Origin of the sequence: Nitrospira lenta, assembly GCF_900403705.1 — a bacterium.
Lineage (GTDB): Bacteria > Nitrospirota > Nitrospiria > Nitrospirales > Nitrospiraceae > Nitrospira_D > Nitrospira_D lenta.
The window spans coordinates 127,240-142,957 of the sequence record NZ_OUNR01000018.1; the positions used below are offsets into that span (position 1 = coordinate 127,240).

Sequence of the window (15,718 nt, forward strand, 5' to 3'; positions counted from 1 at the left end):
GGGATCACCCTAGGACCTCGGATACAGATCCACGGCCTTGAACCATTTCGTCAGCGCCGCGACGCGCGCCGATTGATCGGCCGGTAGCTGTAGCGGCCGGCCGCGGCCGTCCAGCAAGAGCCCGACGACACCACCCTGCACCTCACGGCTGACCGGCACGCCGGCGCCCTGCCCCAGATTCACGGTTTTCGCCGGTTGCATCGTCACCTTGGCCTGCTGGTTTAATCCAAGCGGAAACAGTCGCAACTCGCCCATCTTCAACTGATCCTTGACAATACTCCCGTCTGGAAACGTGACCTCGTAATCCGCCAGCCGCTCGCCGTCTTTCAGCTGCCCGATCGGCGCGACACAGGTGCCGAGATAGACCATGCAATCGCGCACGAAGACATCCGTCGCCGCCTTCTCATTGATCGTCGACAGCACGCCCAGATGCGGCATCATGAAAATGCTGTCCACGGAGAGCAGGGTAAACCCAAGCGGCTCATAGGCATCCACCATCATCAGCATCGACTGGATGCGCCGCGGGGCATGCGACAAAATCCCGCCGCTCCCGACGATCAGATCCAGCTTCAGCATATCGACGAGGCTCTTGCCGGAGGCCTGCTGCTCGAACGCGTCGGAGATCGTCCGTTCCTGTTGGATCCCCTTGAGACCCGTCGCGAGCGACTTATGATGAATGAGCGCCAGCCGCAGCGCTTCCCGCGCAATGGCCTGCTCGATCTGCAATTCGTCGAGCGTCTGCGGAATCGTCGTGGGCCGGACCATCTTGTTCTTAATGCGATTGCGGAGCGTCTGTTCGTCAATATCAAACGGCACCCAGCGCATGATATTCGCCAGCCCCGCTTCCGCCAGCACATTGGAAATACTGTAGGACATTCCAAGATTGGCGCTGACCGTCCGGTTGAACACACTGTCGAATACCGAAAACACGTCGGTCGTCGCGCCGCCGATATCGACGCCGATCAGATTCAGATGCTCCCGCTTGGCGATGGTTTCCATGATGAGGCCGACCGCCGCCGGCGTCGGCATGATCGGCGCGCCCGCCATCTCGATGAGATTCTTATAGCCCGGCGCCTGAGCCATGACGTGTTCTAGAAATAGATCGTGAATCTTGTGTCTGGCCGGTGCAAGATTTTCCCGCTCCAGCACAGGCCTGATGTTCTCGGCGATCACCAGCGCAGTTTTCTGCTCCAGCGTGTTCGCCACCTGTTTGCGCGCCTCTTTATTCCCGGCATAGACCAGCGGCAATTTATACGTACTCCCAAAACGCGGGCGGGGGTCCGCCGCAGCGACATACTCCGCCATCTCGACGACGTGCGTGACGGCCCCGCCGTCCGTGCCGCCCGACATCAGGATCATGTCGGGACGGAGCGTGCGGATCCGTTCGATCTTTTCGTGGGGCAGCCGGCCGTCATTCGACGCCAATACGTCGATCACAATCGCGCCGGCGCCTAGCGCGGCTCGCTGCGCACTCTCGCCCGTCATGTTCTGTACGACACCCGTCACCATCATCTGCAATCCGCCCCCGGCACTGCTGGTCGAGATGTAGATATCGACGCCGGTCTTGGCATCGCGGGAAGGCGTGAGGATCTTCTCGCCATTGAGAATCTTGCGGCCCGACAGTTCTTCAATTTCGGCAATGGCGTTCAAGACCCCGCGCGTCACGTCTTCGAACGGCGCTTCAACGGTCGTCGGCGCTTCGCCGCGAAACGTCTGGCGGTACTCGTCGCCGACTTTTTCTATGAGGATAGCTTTGGTGGTCGTGCTGCCACAGTCCGTGGCAACAATGACGTTCAACGGATGGTCGAACTTCGGCTTCTCAGAGGAAGGAATCGATGCGCTCATCGAGCCGCCGCTCCCTGAGGAGTTGACGCCACCTCGATCAAGGCAACGAGACGAACGGTCGTATCCCGGCGCTCAAGCAGCGCCGCGACTTGCGATACTTCATGCGCGCTGAACGCGAGTTCGATAATAGGCGCGAAGAAATGCATCGCCTGGCTGCCAAGAAAACTCATCGGCCCAAGGGATTCCAGAAACACAACCGCCGGAGCGGCCATCCGCCGTTGCACCACCGCATCGGCAATGCGTTGCAGCAGCGCCAAGTCTTCACTCGTAAAAGTTTCTGCTTCAGCGCGAGTGGAAAAGGCATGAGACAGTCCCGCTCGGACCCGGTCCCATTTTTCCGTCAGAGAAACCTTGGTGAAGGAAGCCATAAGTGTGTGGAAAGGCAGTCGAAACGGTTATAGAGAGGCATTATAGGAAGGGGTCTGAAAAGAGTCAATTTTATGCGGACGCACCTGACGTCCTATCCCTCCACTGTTCCGCTGCTTTTTGCCGACCAGAAAGCTAGCAATGCTCAGCGCACTTAGGTATAATTTTGCGCCATTGATTTCGCGGGTGCTCGGTTACACGATTCACGAGTGGAGTATTCATCTGTGACGGCACAGACTCTACGAGAGCCCTCACCCGCCGAGCTTTTGTACATGACTCGCCGGGCGATCACCTGGACGAAGGGCCTCCAACAGTATCACCTGGCGACGACCGCGCGCGGCTCATTACATCCACAGTATTTCCATGAACATGACGGGGGGGCCGTCGAGGTCGCCATGCCGCCGACCGCGATCGCGCGGCTTGACGCGATGCGGTATCTGTCGCCGGAGCAGCTTGGCAAACTGCCCGATATCGATGCTCGAAGCGATCTCTATTCGCTCGGCGCGATTCTCTACGAACTGTTAAGCGGATACCCGCCGTTTCGCCATAACGACCCCTTGGATCTCGCGCACCAGCATCTGGCCGTGCCGCCCAAGCCGCTGTCGCTCTGGACACCGGTCCCACAACCGCTGAGCGACATCGTCATGCGGCTGCTGGCGAAAGCGCCGGAAGCGCGCTATGCCTCGACCGCCAGTCTCCTGCACGATTTAGCCCGCTGTGAACGGACGCTGCTGGAATCCGGCACACTGCCCCCATTTGCATTAGGACAATTGGAGCGGGGATCGCAGTTTTTGATCGGCGCGACGCTCTATGGGCGCGAGGCCGAACTGGCCGCGCTGAAAGACATCTATGCGCGCGCGGTGCAGGGAAAAGTCGTGCTCGGGCTGGTGTCAGGCTACTCTGGCATCGGAAAATCGGCGCTCGTGTGGGCGATGCTCCCACATGTCACCGCGCTGGGCGGCACCATCGTCGAGGGCAAATACGATCAATACCAGCGTGAAACGCCCTACTCCGCCATCGTCGAAGCCTTCCGCGGCTTGCTGCGCCGAATCCTCTCCGGCACCCAGACCGACATCGCCGCCTGGCGCGAGCGAATCTTGGGAATCTTGGCCAGCGAAAGCAGCGTGCTGACCAATGTGCTGCCGGAACTGGCCCAACTGGTTGGACCTCAGCCCCCGGCGCCAGAGCTGACGGGCACCGCGGCCAAAGCCCGATTCAATACGCTGTTTACGGCCCTGCTCAAAGAATTTGCCAACCCCTCGCATCCGCTGGTGCTTTTCCTCGACGATCTCCAATGGGCCGACCTGTCCTCCTTGGCTCTCATTCGCACATTCGTCCGGGAAGCCGTGGGCGCTCATCTGTTGCTCATCGGGACCTATCGCGACAATGAAGTCGCCCCCCACCATCCGCTCGCCAAGTTGATTGAAGACTTCCGTGCCGACCAATCGCTTTTTGCAGAACTGACCGTCGGACCGCTGGGCGAGGCCGATCTCTCCCGGATGATCGCGGATTCGCTGCACCAGCTGGAGGACCCGGACGGTCTGGCCCGGTATGTGAGACAACACACCCACGGGAATCCCTTTTTCACCCGGCAGTTCCTCACCCACATGGTGCGCATGCGAGAGCTGCGGTACGACCCGGCGCACGATCGGTGGGACTGGACGAAAACCGCGGAAGCGGACAGCCGCCAGGGAGATGTCGTGGCGCTGATGCATACGCGCCTGAGCACCTATCCGTTCCCGACGCGCGAGGCCATGAAGGTCGCATCCTGCATCGGTAAACGCTTCTCGCTGGCGGTGCTCGCGCCAGTGATGGGTCTCCCGGCCGATCAAACCTTGATTGCCCTGGCGCCGGTGCTCCGAGACGAACTCGTGCTCCCCGTTGCCGATACGGATCAGCCGCATGAATTCCGATTCGCTCACGATCGTGTCCGGCAAGCCGCCTACGCCACCTGTGGACCGAAGGCCGCCCAGCACCTGCACCTCGCCATCGGCCTCAGCATCTGGCGCAAACTCCCCCCCGACACCGTCTGCGATGCCGTATTCCGTATCGTAGACCAGCTCAATCAGGCCCTGCCGCTGATCGTGGACCCCGCACTGCGGCTGGAGGTGGCCCACTTGAATCTCCTCGCATCGGAACGGGCCCACGCCGCCCTAGCCTACGAAGCCGAGCTCTTGTATTTGCGCGCTGGCGAATATTGCCTGCCGAAGTGCGCCTGGACGACCCACTATGCCTTGGCATACCGGTATCATCTTGCGCTCGCCGAAGCCTGCTCCGTCTTGAGCCAGGAAGAGCCCTTTCAGCATGAAGTGCGCCTGATGCTGTCTCATGCGCAGCCTCCCTTCGACCGCATCCGCGTTCGCATTCGGCAGACCATCCATCTGTGCCAGTCGAGCCAGATGACGGAGGGTTTGGCGATTGGGTGCCACGCCTTAGCCGAAGCCGGCATCTTAGTGCCTGCCCCCGGCGATACCGACCAGATCCATGCCATGTTCGACCGGGAAGTGTCGCGCTTCCATGCCCACATCGGAGACACCGATCTTCGCCGCTCTTTCCAGTTTTTGATGGCGCTGCCGAATGCGAGCGATCCGATGGCGGAACAGATCCACCGGTTGATCGGCGCCATGGGTGATGCCACAACGATTACAAACTCTCCGCTGCTGGGACTGTTGGGCGCGATTGGCGCCAATATCAGCCTGACACACGGCCGCACCTCCCTGTCCCCGCTCATGTATACCCTGCTCGGCCAAGGGCTGATCCGCAGGCAAGCCGCCTATGCCGAGGCCACCGCGCTGGCGAACATTGCGCGAGATCTCTGGGAACAGCAGGGACAAGACGGATGGACGTTCGGCCGTATGCGCGTCCATCAGGCCTGGTTCATCTTGCACTGGAGCACCCATATCGAAGAAATTTTGACGGTCGCGACGGATGCCCTCACGCTGACCCGCCGGGCGCACGATCCCATCTATGGCGGCTACCTGCTCAACGTCATCACCATCGCTCTGGCAGCTATGGGGCGCGGCACGCACGAAGTGCTGGCCGCGCATGCCCGTGTCGTCGCACACTGCAAACCCTTCCCCGCCATGGAGGTCATCGTCGGATTTACCCAATGCTACGCCGCGGCGGCGGCCGCCTTGCGCGGCGAGACCAACTCGCTCACCTCGCTCGACGGGGCGTTTGTCGACGAACAGGTGTTTATCGAACGCTATCGAACCCTGCCGATGGTGCTAGGCTTATGGCAAGGCGCCCGTATACCGCTGCTAGGGCTGGCCGGATGCTGGCACGAGGTGCTGGACGCCGCCGATTCCGCCGAACTGGCCGCGTCGCCTCCCTTTATCCCGCATCGGGCGATCCGCTTCTGGCGCGGAGTCGCCTGCGCCGGACTGGCGGCGAGCGCCTGCCCGCCCGCTCGCCCGCAATACCGGGAGGGATTAGCCCTCGCCCTGGAAGAGATGGCGGCATTTTCAGCAGCCGCCGAAGAAAACGTTGCACATTATCGGTATTTTTTACGCGCGGAGTCCGCCCATCTTGATGGACAGATTCACGCGGCCATTCAGGCCTGCCGCCAAGCGGTAGTCGCGGCAAGCCGCAGCGGGTTTCTCATTGAGGAGGCCTATTTCAACGAACGCCTGGCCGACTGGTTGGAACAAGAGCAGTCGCCAGTCTCACTGTACCGACAACCTCTGCTCGACGCGCACAACGGCTACGGCCTCGCGCAAGCCTATGCGCTGCAGCATCGGGTTGGGCTCCGACTACAAACGCTGGACGCCGATCCGCTAGCGCTTGAAGACGACCGCGCGCTGGATCTGGTGGATGCCCAGGCCATGACCCGCGCCATGCGGACAATCAGTCACCAGGTTGACCTGACAATCCTTCTGCCAAATTTGCTCAAGCTGATTTTAGACTTGTCCGGCGCCGACCGCGGAGCCATCGTCCACCGCCTCGATGACCGTCTTGAAATCGAATATGCTCGCGGAATCTATTCTCCCAGCCGCCTGCCGTCGAACTTAGTTCACTATGTACTGAATACCGGCGATGTCGTGGCCAGGGATTGTCCATCGGGTGCGCTCGGCGCCTGCTCAGGACCGGACAGCGGCCAGTTCGACGAAGAGCCGTATTTTAAACGCGCGCTGGCGGCATCCATCCTCTGCCAGGCCATCGACCGCCGCCGGCCGGCCCGGCGCGCGCTCTATCTGGAATATGCCCACCTGTCGAAAGCCTCTTGGCCAGCCCGGCAGGAAGTGCTCACATGGCTGAGCCTCCAAGCCGCAACGGCCATCGAAAACGCGGAACTCTACGCGCAACTCGAACAACGAGTACAGGAACGGACGATCGCCCTCTTGGAGGCCAACGACCAATTGCACGACCGGGAAACCGCTCTGCTGGCCGCACGAGACGCCGCAGAACGAACGGCACAGGCCAAGATGGACTTCCTCGCGCAGATGAGCCATGAGATTCGTACGCCTATGAGCGCCATCATTGGGCTGGCCGATCTAGCCGCCTATGAGAGCACGCCGGACCGTCTGCGCGGCAGCCTCAAAAAAATTCAACAGGCCGGCCACCACCTCATGAATGTCCTGGACGACAGTCTCAACTTGTCCCAGCTTGAGTCCGGCAAAACCCCCATCGACCAGACGGCGTTTCTGATGGATGACATTTTCCGCGTCCTCCTCAACCAAACCATCGACCGCGCGGAAAACAAACGGCTGACGCTCCTCTGGCGCGTGGAGCCGGATGTGCCGCGCTGCCTCGTGGGGGACGCCCTGCGCATTAGCCAGGTGCTGTTGAACTATCTCAATAACGCGCTGCGGTATACCGACCAAGGCGAAATTACGGTCGCGGTAGCCGTCGAACACCGAGAGGCGGACCGCGCGATCATGCGGTTCTCGGTGCGCGACACCGGCCCCGGCATCGATCCGGCGTTGCAACAGACGCTGTTCGAGGAATACCATCAGATCGCGACAGATCTACCCCGGCGCCTCAACACCACCGGCTTAGGCCTGGCGATCAGCAAGCGTTATGCAGAACTCATGGGCGGCAGCTGCGGTGTTCACAGCGCGCCGGAGCACGGCTCGACCTTCTGGCTCTCCGTTCCCTGCGGCGTCGGCGACACCGCCTCAGACCGTACGTCAATCGACGCCGTACGCGGCCGTTCGGCAATTTTGCTGGAACCGCATGACGAAGCCCGCGAATCGCTGGCGCACAACCTGCGCGAATGGGGCATGGATGTGCTGGCACTGTCATCGGAGCAAGCCGCGCTCACCGCACTGTCGGAGCGGACGATCCCGCCGCCGGACATTCTTATTTTGTCCTGCTCCACGCCAAGACCAGAGACCTCTCGGCTGTTACAGGAGAACAAACACTGGCACGCGGAAGACCGCACGCTGCTGCTGCTACCGCAGAGCAGAACGCCGGTCGAGGGCCTTCGAGAAGACACGCCTCACGCCATAACAAAACCGATTTTGTCCTATCGTTTATTGGAAGCCGTCGCGGCTCGTCTCGGACACGCGCCGGACGAACATTATGCGCCGCCGACTCAGTTAGGTCGCGAGGCGCTGGCTCCGCTGAAAACTGTCCGCGGCGCGAGGATCTTAGTGGTAGACGATTCCCCCTTAACCCGCGAAGTCGCGGTCGGCTTACTCGAACATGCCGAACTGAGAACCGGAACCGCGGAAAACGGCACCGAGGCGATCGCGCAGCTTGAGCTGGCGGCCAACGAGCAGGATCCGTACGTCTTAGTATTGATGGATTGGCAAATGCCCGTCATGGATGGGCTTGCCGCGACGGCACTCATCCGCACACGCCCCGAGTGGGCACAGCTGCCCATCATCGCGGTGACAGCCTACGCGCTGCCGGACACGCGCCGGCAGTGTCTCGAAGCCGGCATGAGCGATCTCGTGACCAAACCGTTTCGTCCCGCCCAATTGTGGAACACCATCGCCCAATGGCTTGCGCCGCTCCCACCCGCGCAGGTCGAGTGCGCCGCGCCTCCTGCGCCCACACCTGCGCCCAAGAGCGTTCGCACGCGAACTGCCGCTGAGCTTGTGACGGCCCTTGGCACGGTGCCTGGCCTGTGTCCGACAGAATCGCTGAGTCTTCTTCCCGGCAAAGAAGATCGGTACCTGAGCCTCCTCAATGTCATGCTGTCGGACGCCCTCGCCTGTTCCCAGCTAACAGAACAAGCCATCGACGAATGGCACTGGTCGGCTGCCGCGAATCAGCTGCATTTGCTCAGCGGAAATTGCTCGGTGCTGGGTGCGCCGACACTGCGGGCGCTCGGCCTGACACTCGAACAATCCGCGAGGCTCTTTCAAGATGGCGATCAGGTTCTCAATCTCGCGCTTTCAATCCGCCACCTACTCAATGAATTGACCTCCCTGTGGCGCTCGATTGCCGCCCAGCTCTCCACAACGCCATATTATTTAGAAGCCGGCCGCCCCCTCCTGCGCGACACCCACGTGAACGATTCCGGAAATGTCTCGTGAAGAAACAATGCCGGCCTTCCGTAGCACTTTTGCGGCAGCCATTGCACCACAAGCACCTACAGCAGGCCGGTGACACGGCGGGCTAGCCCCAGACAGACCTAACAGGCGTAATCGCCTCAATCCCTTGGACGCGCCGTTTTGCTTATACCTGCTTCTGCCCGATCTTACTCTCCGTCCCGTTCAAGAGGCGTTCGATGTTCCCCTTGTGCTTCAGCATAATGAGCCCGCTGACGATCACGGAGAAAAGGACAAACTCCACAGTCGGACGGGCCACCGAGGCAATCAACGGGAAAAGTCCAAACGCAGTCAGTGCTCCGCCAGAAGAGTAGCGCCACAATGCGACGGCGCCGAGCCACGCCATCAGCAACAGAAATCCGATCGCCGGCTCGACGCCCAAGACAGAGCCCAGTGCCGTGGCGACGCCTTTACCGCCCTTAAATCCGAGAAACGGCGAGAAGAGGTGGCCGAGGAACGGCGCCAGGGCCACCAGCAAAATCATCCATTCCTGCTGAAGCATCTGCGTGGCAGCAAATCCCATGACCCAGCCTTTTCCCATATCGCCGATCAGCGTCAGGATGCCGGCCTTCTTGCCGGAAACTCGCAGGACATTGGTGAAGCCAACGTTCTTGCTGCCGACCGTTCTCGGATCAGGCAACCCCATCGCTTTCGACACGACAATGCCGAATGGAATAGCCCCCAGCAGATAGCCGGCCATTGCCATGAGAACCCAGAGCACTTCGTTATTCATAGTTCAGAAATAGAAACAGGAAGAATAATGCGTGGCTGGAGGACGTTTTCAGCATCCTGCCATGGACTATAGTCCTTTGGCGACGACCTGCTTCCAGAAGCTCCACACATACTGGCCGCCGGAAATATAGCCCAGCACCAGTGACAGATAGAGTGTCACGATACCCGCCAGGTGCAGATTGCCCAGCGGGGCCAGGCTGGTCCCTTCGAGAATGAGCATGACAATCGCCACGACCTGCAAGGCCATCTTGTACTTGCCCGTCGTCTCGGCGGCGATGATCATCCCTTCGCCCGCAGCGATGGCGCGAATGCCGGTAACTCCCAGCTCTCGGGCAATGATCAGAATAGCGACCAGCGCGCTGACCCGGTCCACGTTCACGAGCAGAATCAGCGCGGACAAGACCAACAGCTTGTCGGCGATGGGATCGAGCAACTTTCCGAGCTTGGTCACCTGACCCGACCGTCTCGCGAGATAGCCATCGAGCATATCCGTCACGGCAGCCACGACAAACACGATGGCGGCCATGAGCGATCGGTCTGGATCCGGCGTCGAAAACAGCACGACGAACACCGGAATCAACAGGATCCGGGTGAGCGTGAGCAGGTTGGGGATGTTCAGCGAATCCTGCCCGATTTCCCGCCATGCGGCTAAGACGCGATTCATAGCTGTGTACGATCCTCTTGCAACCTACTGAAAACCGGCTCGATCTACTCGCACTTGATACCACTACTCGCTTGGAACAACAAGATATTTACCTACAGGATACACAACAATAAGGCGAGGACACCGCTGGCGGACTTTTTCAGCAGCCTAACTAGACGATGCCGCTCTTCAAGAGATCATGCAAATGAATGACCCCGCGAATATTCCGATCGCCTTCGATCACCACAAGCGTCGTAATGGAAAAACGTTCCATCATTTCGACCGCTTTGGCCGCCAGGTCGTCTGGGCTGATGATCCGTGGACGTCGCGATGCGAGCACGCTCGCCGTCGCCTTCGTAAAGTCTCCGCCGCCCTGAATGAACCGACGCAGATCTCCATCGGTGATGATCCCGGCCAGCTTCCCCACTTGATCGACCACTGTGGTCATCCCGAGCTTCTTCGCGGTCATCTCCAACATCGCCGTGGTGCCGGATACCGACTCCTCCACCTTGGGCAAATCGGCCCCCGCATGCATGAGATCCTTCACCCGCACCAACAACCGCCGCCCGAGCGTGCCGCCCGGATGGAATTGCGCAAAGTCTTCTTCTTTGAATCCGCGCTTCTGCAACAAGGCCACGGCCAGCGCATCGCCCAGCGCCAACGTCGCGGTCGTGCTGGCCGTCGGCGCGAGCCCCATGGGACAGGCCTCCTCCGACACCGAGACATCCAACGCCACATCACTCTGCTTGGCCAGGGTCGATGTCATGCGACCCGTGAGACCAATGACCGGAATCCCCATGCGCTCGACATAGGGCAGGATTTGCAGTAACTCCGCCGTCTCACCGCTATTGGAAATGGCAATCAAGGCGTCGCGTCGCGCCAACATCCCCAGGTCGCCATGCACTCCTTCAGCGGGATGAAGGAAAAACGAGGAGGTGCCGGTGCTGGCCAGCGTCGCGGCAATCTTTTGACCGATCAATCCGGATTTGCCCATCCCGGAGACCACGACCTTGCCTTTGCACTGAGCAAGCAGATCCACGGCCTTTTCAAACTTATTATCCATCCGATCGACAAGCGCCAGCACCGCGCGCGCTTCGATTTCAAGCACACGCTTCCCGTCACCCAGGCTTCCCAGGCTCTTCACCCCTTTAGGAGCCGGAGCGCTCTTTGATGGAGACTTTAGCTTCGTGGTTTGGCTGCGTCGCATATCCGCATCACCCGTTCAAGCAAAGATTTCAGTTGATGCAGCGGCACCATGTTCGGGCCATCAGAAAGGGCTTCGTCAGGATTGGGATGCACTTCCATGAAAAATCCGTCCACCCCGGCGCCGGCAGCCGCACAGGCCAATGGCTCGACAAACTCCCGCTGACCGCTGGATTTGGTGCCCCCGCCGCCGGGTAACTGCACGCTATGCGTCGCATCGAACACGACGGGATAGCCGAAGCTCCGCATAATGGGAAAGGAACGCATATCGACAACGAGGTTGTTATAGCCGAAGGACGATCCGCGCTCCGTCAGCACAATGCGCTGGCTTCCACACTCTTCGACCTTCTTCACGGCATTGGCCATTTCAGGCGGCGAGAGGAATTGCCCCTTCTTCACATTCACCACTTTGCCGGTCTTAGCCGCCGCGATGAGCAGATCCGTCTGGCGACACAAGAATGCGGGAATCTGCAGCACATCGACGACCTTCCCCGCTTCCGTCGCCTGTTCTTCCGTATGCACATCGGTCAGAATTGGAAGTCCCAATTGGTCCTTCACCTTCTTCAAGACCGCCAAACCATTCTCGATGCCGGGGCCACGGTACGACTTGATGGAGGTCCGATTGGCCTTGTCGAACGACGACTTGAAGACATAGGGGATACCGAGCGACTTGGTGATCTCTGCAATTTTCCCGGCCGTATCCAGCACCAGCTGTTCACTCTCGATGACGCAGGGACCGGCAATCAGGAACGGCCGATTTCCCGCTCCGACTTTGAACGAACCGATTTGGACTTCGTGACTCATCTATCAGCCTATATTTCTAGGGCTAACGAATACCCCTGCAAACATTTCTCGAATAATCCCAAGCTCCTCCGGCATCCAAACAACTATCTATGTACCAGCAATGCTTTAACCAAAAAGCTGATACCAAGATAGTAACCGATGCAGTAACGATGACCCATATTACTCTCGGTGTACTCATTGAACCTGATTAATGCCCAAGCTTCTTTCGAAGCGCTGCCCCCACAAATCCGCTGAACAACGGATGTGGATGATGCGGTCGCGAACGATATTCCGGATGGAACTGCGTCGCGAGGAACCAGGGATGCTTCTTAAGCTCCACGATCTCGACCAGCCGCCCGTCCGGCGACAACCCGCTCAACACCAATCCCTTGGCCGCGAGTTGCTCGCAATAGGCATTGTTGAATTCGTACCGATGCCGATGCCGCTCGCTGATCTCGTTGACACCGTACATCTTCTGCGCCAGCGTCCCCTCTCCGAGTTTGCACAGGTAGGAGCCGAGCCGCATGGTCCCGCCCTTGTCGCTCACGGACTGTTGTTCGGACATCAAATGGATGACAGGATGCGGCGATTGCCCGTCGAACTCCGAACTATTGGCGCCCGCCAGACCCGCCACGTTCCGCGCAAACTCGATGGTAGCGCATTGCATGCCCAAACACAGTCCGAGGAACGGCACTTCGCGTTCTCGCGCATACTTGATGGTGAGAATTTTCCCTTCGACTCCGCGCGTCCCAAACCCTCCGGGAATCAGAATTCCGTCCGCCTCGCGCAAGATCCGCTCGGTCCCCTGACGCTCAACGTCTTCAGACTCAATCCAGGTGATGTTGACCTTCGTCTCATGATCGATCCCGCCATGCACCAGCGCCTCGGCCAGACTTTTGTAGCACTCCTTCAGCCCCGCGTATTTCCCGACCAGCGCGACGGAGATCTCGTGCTTCGGATGCTTGATCTTCTGCACCATCGCATCCCACTCGCGCAGATTCGGGGGGCCGGTCTCAATATGCAGTTGCCGGACGATCAGTTCATCCAGACCTTCTTTTCGGAAGACAATCGGCACTTCATAGATCGTCTCAACATCCTTTGCTGTGATGACGGCATCTTTCTCGACATTGCAGAACATCGCGATCTTGGCCTTCATCTCCGGCGGAATGTACCGATCAGTGCGGCACAACAGAATATGCGGCTGGATACCGATCTCGCGAAGCTTGTTCACCGAATGCTGCGTGGGCTTGGTCTTCAATTCACCAGCCGCGCCGATGTAGGGGACCAGCGTCAAGTGGACATACAACACATTGTCGCGACCTACATCGTAGGGCATCTGGCGAATCGCTTCGAGAAACGGCAGACTTTCAATGTCGCCGACAGTGCCGCCGATCTCGACGATCGTGACGTCGATCCCCTGCGAGATCCGCATGATGCATTGTTTGATCTCGTCGGTGATGTGCGGCACGACTTGGACGGTGCCGCCAAGATAATCGCCCCGGCGTTCTTTCGTGATGACGGAATTGTAAATCCGCCCCGTGGTGTAATTGCTTTCCTTCGTCAGCGACAACGAGGTGAACCGCTCGTAGTGACCCAGGTCGAGATCGGTTTCCGCGCCGTCCTCGGTGACGAAGACTTCGCCATGCTGATAGGGATTCATCGTGCCCGGGTCGACGTTGATGTAGGGGTCGAGCTTCAAGAACGTGATCTTGAGCCCGCGGCTCTCCAGAAGATTACCGATCGACGCCGACGCCAGTCCCTTCCCCAGCGACGAGACCACTCCCCCTGTCACAAAAATAAACTTGCTCATGGCTGCCCCCATCATCGGCTCGGTGCGGTCCGTTTGAGGTTGAGTTCCTGTTTCAGGGATTCATACTGCCGCAACTTTTCTTCGGCCTCCGGGACATCCTCCGGCGCATCGATGCGCAGCGACGCATACGGCGTCTCCCAGACACGCACGCGGATTCCGTTTTCGAGCGCGCGCAACTGTTCCAGCTTTTCCGCATCTTCCAGCACACCCGTCTTCATCCCGGCAAAGCGCAACAGCGTTTCCTTCGTATAAATATAGACCCCGAGATGAATGTAATGCAGCCCGCTGACCACACGCCGGCTCGGATCGTCGCGGACGAGCGGGATCGGCGCGCGCGAAAAATAGAGCGCATGGCCATTGGCATCCGTCGCCACCTTGACGATCGCCGGATTGTGCAGATCGTCGGTCACATCCATCTTGCGCTTCAGCGTGCCCATTTCGGCGCCGCTCTGGAGGAACGGATCGATGAGATCCGACAGCAGCTCGGCATTCAGCGGAATTTCGTCTCCTTGCAAATCAACGAAGCACTCTCCCGCAAACATCCTGGCCACCGCCGCAACACGATCGGTCCCCGTCCGATATTCGCCGCCCATCATGACAACCCGGCCGCCGAACTGTTCGACAGCCTGCTTGATACGATCATCATCCGTCGCGACCAGCACGTCATTCACCGAGCGACAGGCCCGCGCGCATTCATAGACATGCTGAATCATCGGTTTGCCGGCCAGCTTCACCAGCGGTTTTCCGGGAAACCGCGACGACCCGTAGCGGGCCGGAATGACGAGGGTGACCGACGACAATGTTTTAGCCATTCCCGACCGCCTCCAGGAGCTGCTTGGGCGAGACCGTCGCCGTGCCAACCATGCCCACGACAATGCCGGCCGCATGATTGGCCAATGTCGCGGCTTCCCGCATGCTGGCACCGGTTGCCAGCGCCAGGGCCAAGGTCCCGATCACGGTATCGCCGGCTCCCGTCACATCGTACACTTGCCGGGCCTGCGTCGGAAGATGCCAGGACGTCCCCTCACCTTCGTACAAGCTCATTCCCTTTTCGCCTCGCGTGATGAGTACAGACTGGCACCCCAGCCGTTGCCTGATCAAGGCGCCGGCCTGGTTGATGGCTCGATCATCATCGCCATGCAACCCAGCGGCCTGCGTGGCTTCCAGATGGTTCGGCGTCATCACCGTCACACCCTTGTAGTAGCTGAAATGCTCGACCTTCGGATCGACGATGATGGGGATCTTGCGCAAGGCCGCCATCCGCGTCAATTCGGTCATGAGCGCCGCCGATACGACGCCTTTGGCATAATCCGAGACGATAATGCAGGATAACTCGCGAATCCGCGATTCGACATAGCGCAACAGCCGTTTCTGAAGCGTTCCTTTCAGTTCTTGGCGGCCCTCCATATCGTAGCGCACAATCTGCTGATTGTGGGCGATCACCCGACTCTTCCTGGTGGTTGGACGATCATGGTCGATAATCACGCCACCCCGGCCTGAACGCGACTGGCCCAGCTCTTTCAACAGCAACCGTCCGCTCTCGTCGGCGCCGATGACCCCGCACAAGTCTGCTTTGCCGCCGAGCGCAAGAATGTTGTTGAAGACGTTGGCCGCGCCGCCCAGCCGCAGCGTTTCCGACTCGACATGCACGACCGGCACCGGCGCCTCCGGAGAAATCCGGCTCACCCGTCCCATCACGTAATGGTCAAGAATCAAATCCCCGATGACCAGGAGGCTGGCCTGAGGAAACCGCTGGAGATACTGACGAAGCGCTTTCTGTGACACAGATTGATTCTGCGTGGTCTGCGAAGCCATGACGTACGCGTCCCTCTATTG

Annotated in this window: 10 protein-coding genes; 1 reads left to right on the plus strand and 9 read right to left on the minus strand. The window is 59.7% G+C overall.

Annotation, left to right across the window (positions count from 1 at the left end):
• Window positions 1-9 precede the first annotated feature (9 nt).
• Window positions 10-1,845: a glutamate mutase L gene (locus NITLEN_RS14215; RefSeq protein ID WP_121990295.1), complete on the minus strand. Its 1,836-nt coding sequence runs from the start codon at window positions 1,843-1,845 to the stop codon at window positions 10-12.
• A complete protein-coding gene (locus tag NITLEN_RS14220) occupies window positions 1,842-2,102 on the minus strand; it encodes a hypothetical protein (RefSeq protein ID WP_146216199.1) in 261 nt (86 codons plus the stop codon). Before NITLEN_RS14220 ends, NITLEN_RS14215 begins: the two co-directional genes overlap by 4 nt.
• A 333-nt stretch (window positions 2,103-2,435) precedes the next feature.
• Here NITLEN_RS14220 and NITLEN_RS14225 point away from each other — a divergent pair, with 333 nt between their 5' ends.
• Complete coding sequence (locus tag NITLEN_RS14225) at window positions 2,436-8,696, plus strand: AAA family ATPase (protein WP_146216200.1); 6,261 nt, start codon at window positions 2,436-2,438, stop codon at window positions 8,694-8,696.
• A 142-nt stretch (window positions 8,697-8,838) separates the two neighbouring features.
• Here NITLEN_RS14225 and plsY read toward each other — a convergent pair whose 3' ends face one another.
• The 7 genes from plsY to rfaE1 form a co-directional block, all read right to left on the minus strand.
• Window positions 8,839-9,444, minus strand: a complete 606-nt coding sequence (gene plsY / locus NITLEN_RS14230) for a glycerol-3-phosphate 1-O-acyltransferase PlsY (RefSeq protein WP_219999461.1) — start codon at window positions 9,442-9,444, stop codon at window positions 8,839-8,841.
• Between the two features lie 66 nt (window positions 9,445-9,510).
• Window positions 9,511-10,107 carry a CDP-diacylglycerol--glycerol-3-phosphate 3-phosphatidyltransferase gene (gene pgsA / locus NITLEN_RS14235; protein WP_181416880.1) on the minus strand — a complete coding sequence of 199 codons (597 nt, stop codon included), beginning with the start codon at window positions 10,105-10,107 and terminating at the stop codon, window positions 9,511-9,513.
• Between the two features lie 151 nt (window positions 10,108-10,258).
• Entirely contained in the window at window positions 10,259-11,293 is a 1,035-nt protein-coding gene (locus NITLEN_RS14240; protein WP_121990298.1) for a KpsF/GutQ family sugar-phosphate isomerase, read from the minus strand.
• Window positions 11,266-12,093, minus strand: a complete 828-nt coding sequence (kdsA, locus tag NITLEN_RS14245) for a 3-deoxy-8-phosphooctulonate synthase (protein ID WP_121990299.1) — start codon at window positions 12,091-12,093, stop codon at window positions 11,266-11,268. Before kdsA ends, NITLEN_RS14240 begins: the two co-directional genes overlap by 28 nt.
• Window positions 12,094-12,280: 187 nt before the next feature.
• Complete coding sequence (locus tag NITLEN_RS14250; protein ID WP_121990393.1) at window positions 12,281-13,882, minus strand: CTP synthase; 1,602 nt, start codon at window positions 13,880-13,882, stop codon at window positions 12,281-12,283.
• Between the two features lie 11 nt (window positions 13,883-13,893).
• Window positions 13,894-14,694, minus strand: coding sequence for a 3-deoxy-manno-octulosonate cytidylyltransferase (gene kdsB / locus NITLEN_RS14255; protein WP_121990300.1), 801 nt, complete (start codon window positions 14,692-14,694; stop codon window positions 13,894-13,896).
• Window positions 14,687-15,697, minus strand: a complete 1,011-nt coding sequence (rfaE1, locus tag NITLEN_RS14260; protein ID WP_121990301.1) for a D-glycero-beta-D-manno-heptose-7-phosphate kinase — start codon at window positions 15,695-15,697, stop codon at window positions 14,687-14,689. The genes kdsB and rfaE1 overlap by 8 nt, the downstream gene beginning before the upstream one ends.
• Between the last annotated feature and the right edge of the window lie 21 nt (window positions 15,698-15,718).

Bases quoted from the DNA above. Each gene is read 5' to 3' on its own strand.
- NITLEN_RS14215 (WP_121990295.1), bottom strand. From the start codon at position 1,845: ATGAGCGCATCGATTCCTTCCTCTGAGAAGCCGAAGTTCGACCATCCG.
- plsY (WP_219999461.1), bottom strand. From the start codon at position 9,444: ATGAATAACGAAGTGCTCTGGGTTCTCATGGCAATGGCCGGCTATCTG.
- pgsA (WP_181416880.1), bottom strand. From the start codon at position 10,107: ATGAATCGCGTCTTAGCCGCATGGCGGGAAATCGGGCAGGATTCGCTG.
- NITLEN_RS14240 (WP_121990298.1), bottom strand. From the start codon at position 11,293: ATGCGACGCAGCCAAACCACGAAGCTAAAGTCTCCATCAAAGAGCGCT.
- kdsA (WP_121990299.1), bottom strand. From the start codon at position 12,093: ATGAGTCACGAAGTCCAAATCGGTTCGTTCAAAGTCGGAGCGGGAAAT.
- NITLEN_RS14250 (WP_121990393.1), bottom strand. From the start codon at position 13,882: ATGAGCAAGTTTATTTTTGTGACAGGGGGAGTGGTCTCGTCGCTGGGG.
- kdsB (WP_121990300.1), bottom strand. From the start codon at position 14,694: ATGGCTAAAACATTGTCGTCGGTCACCCTCGTCATTCCGGCCCGCTAC.
- rfaE1 (WP_121990301.1), bottom strand. From the start codon at position 15,697: ATGGCTTCGCAGACCACGCAGAATCAATCTGTGTCACAGAAAGCGCTT.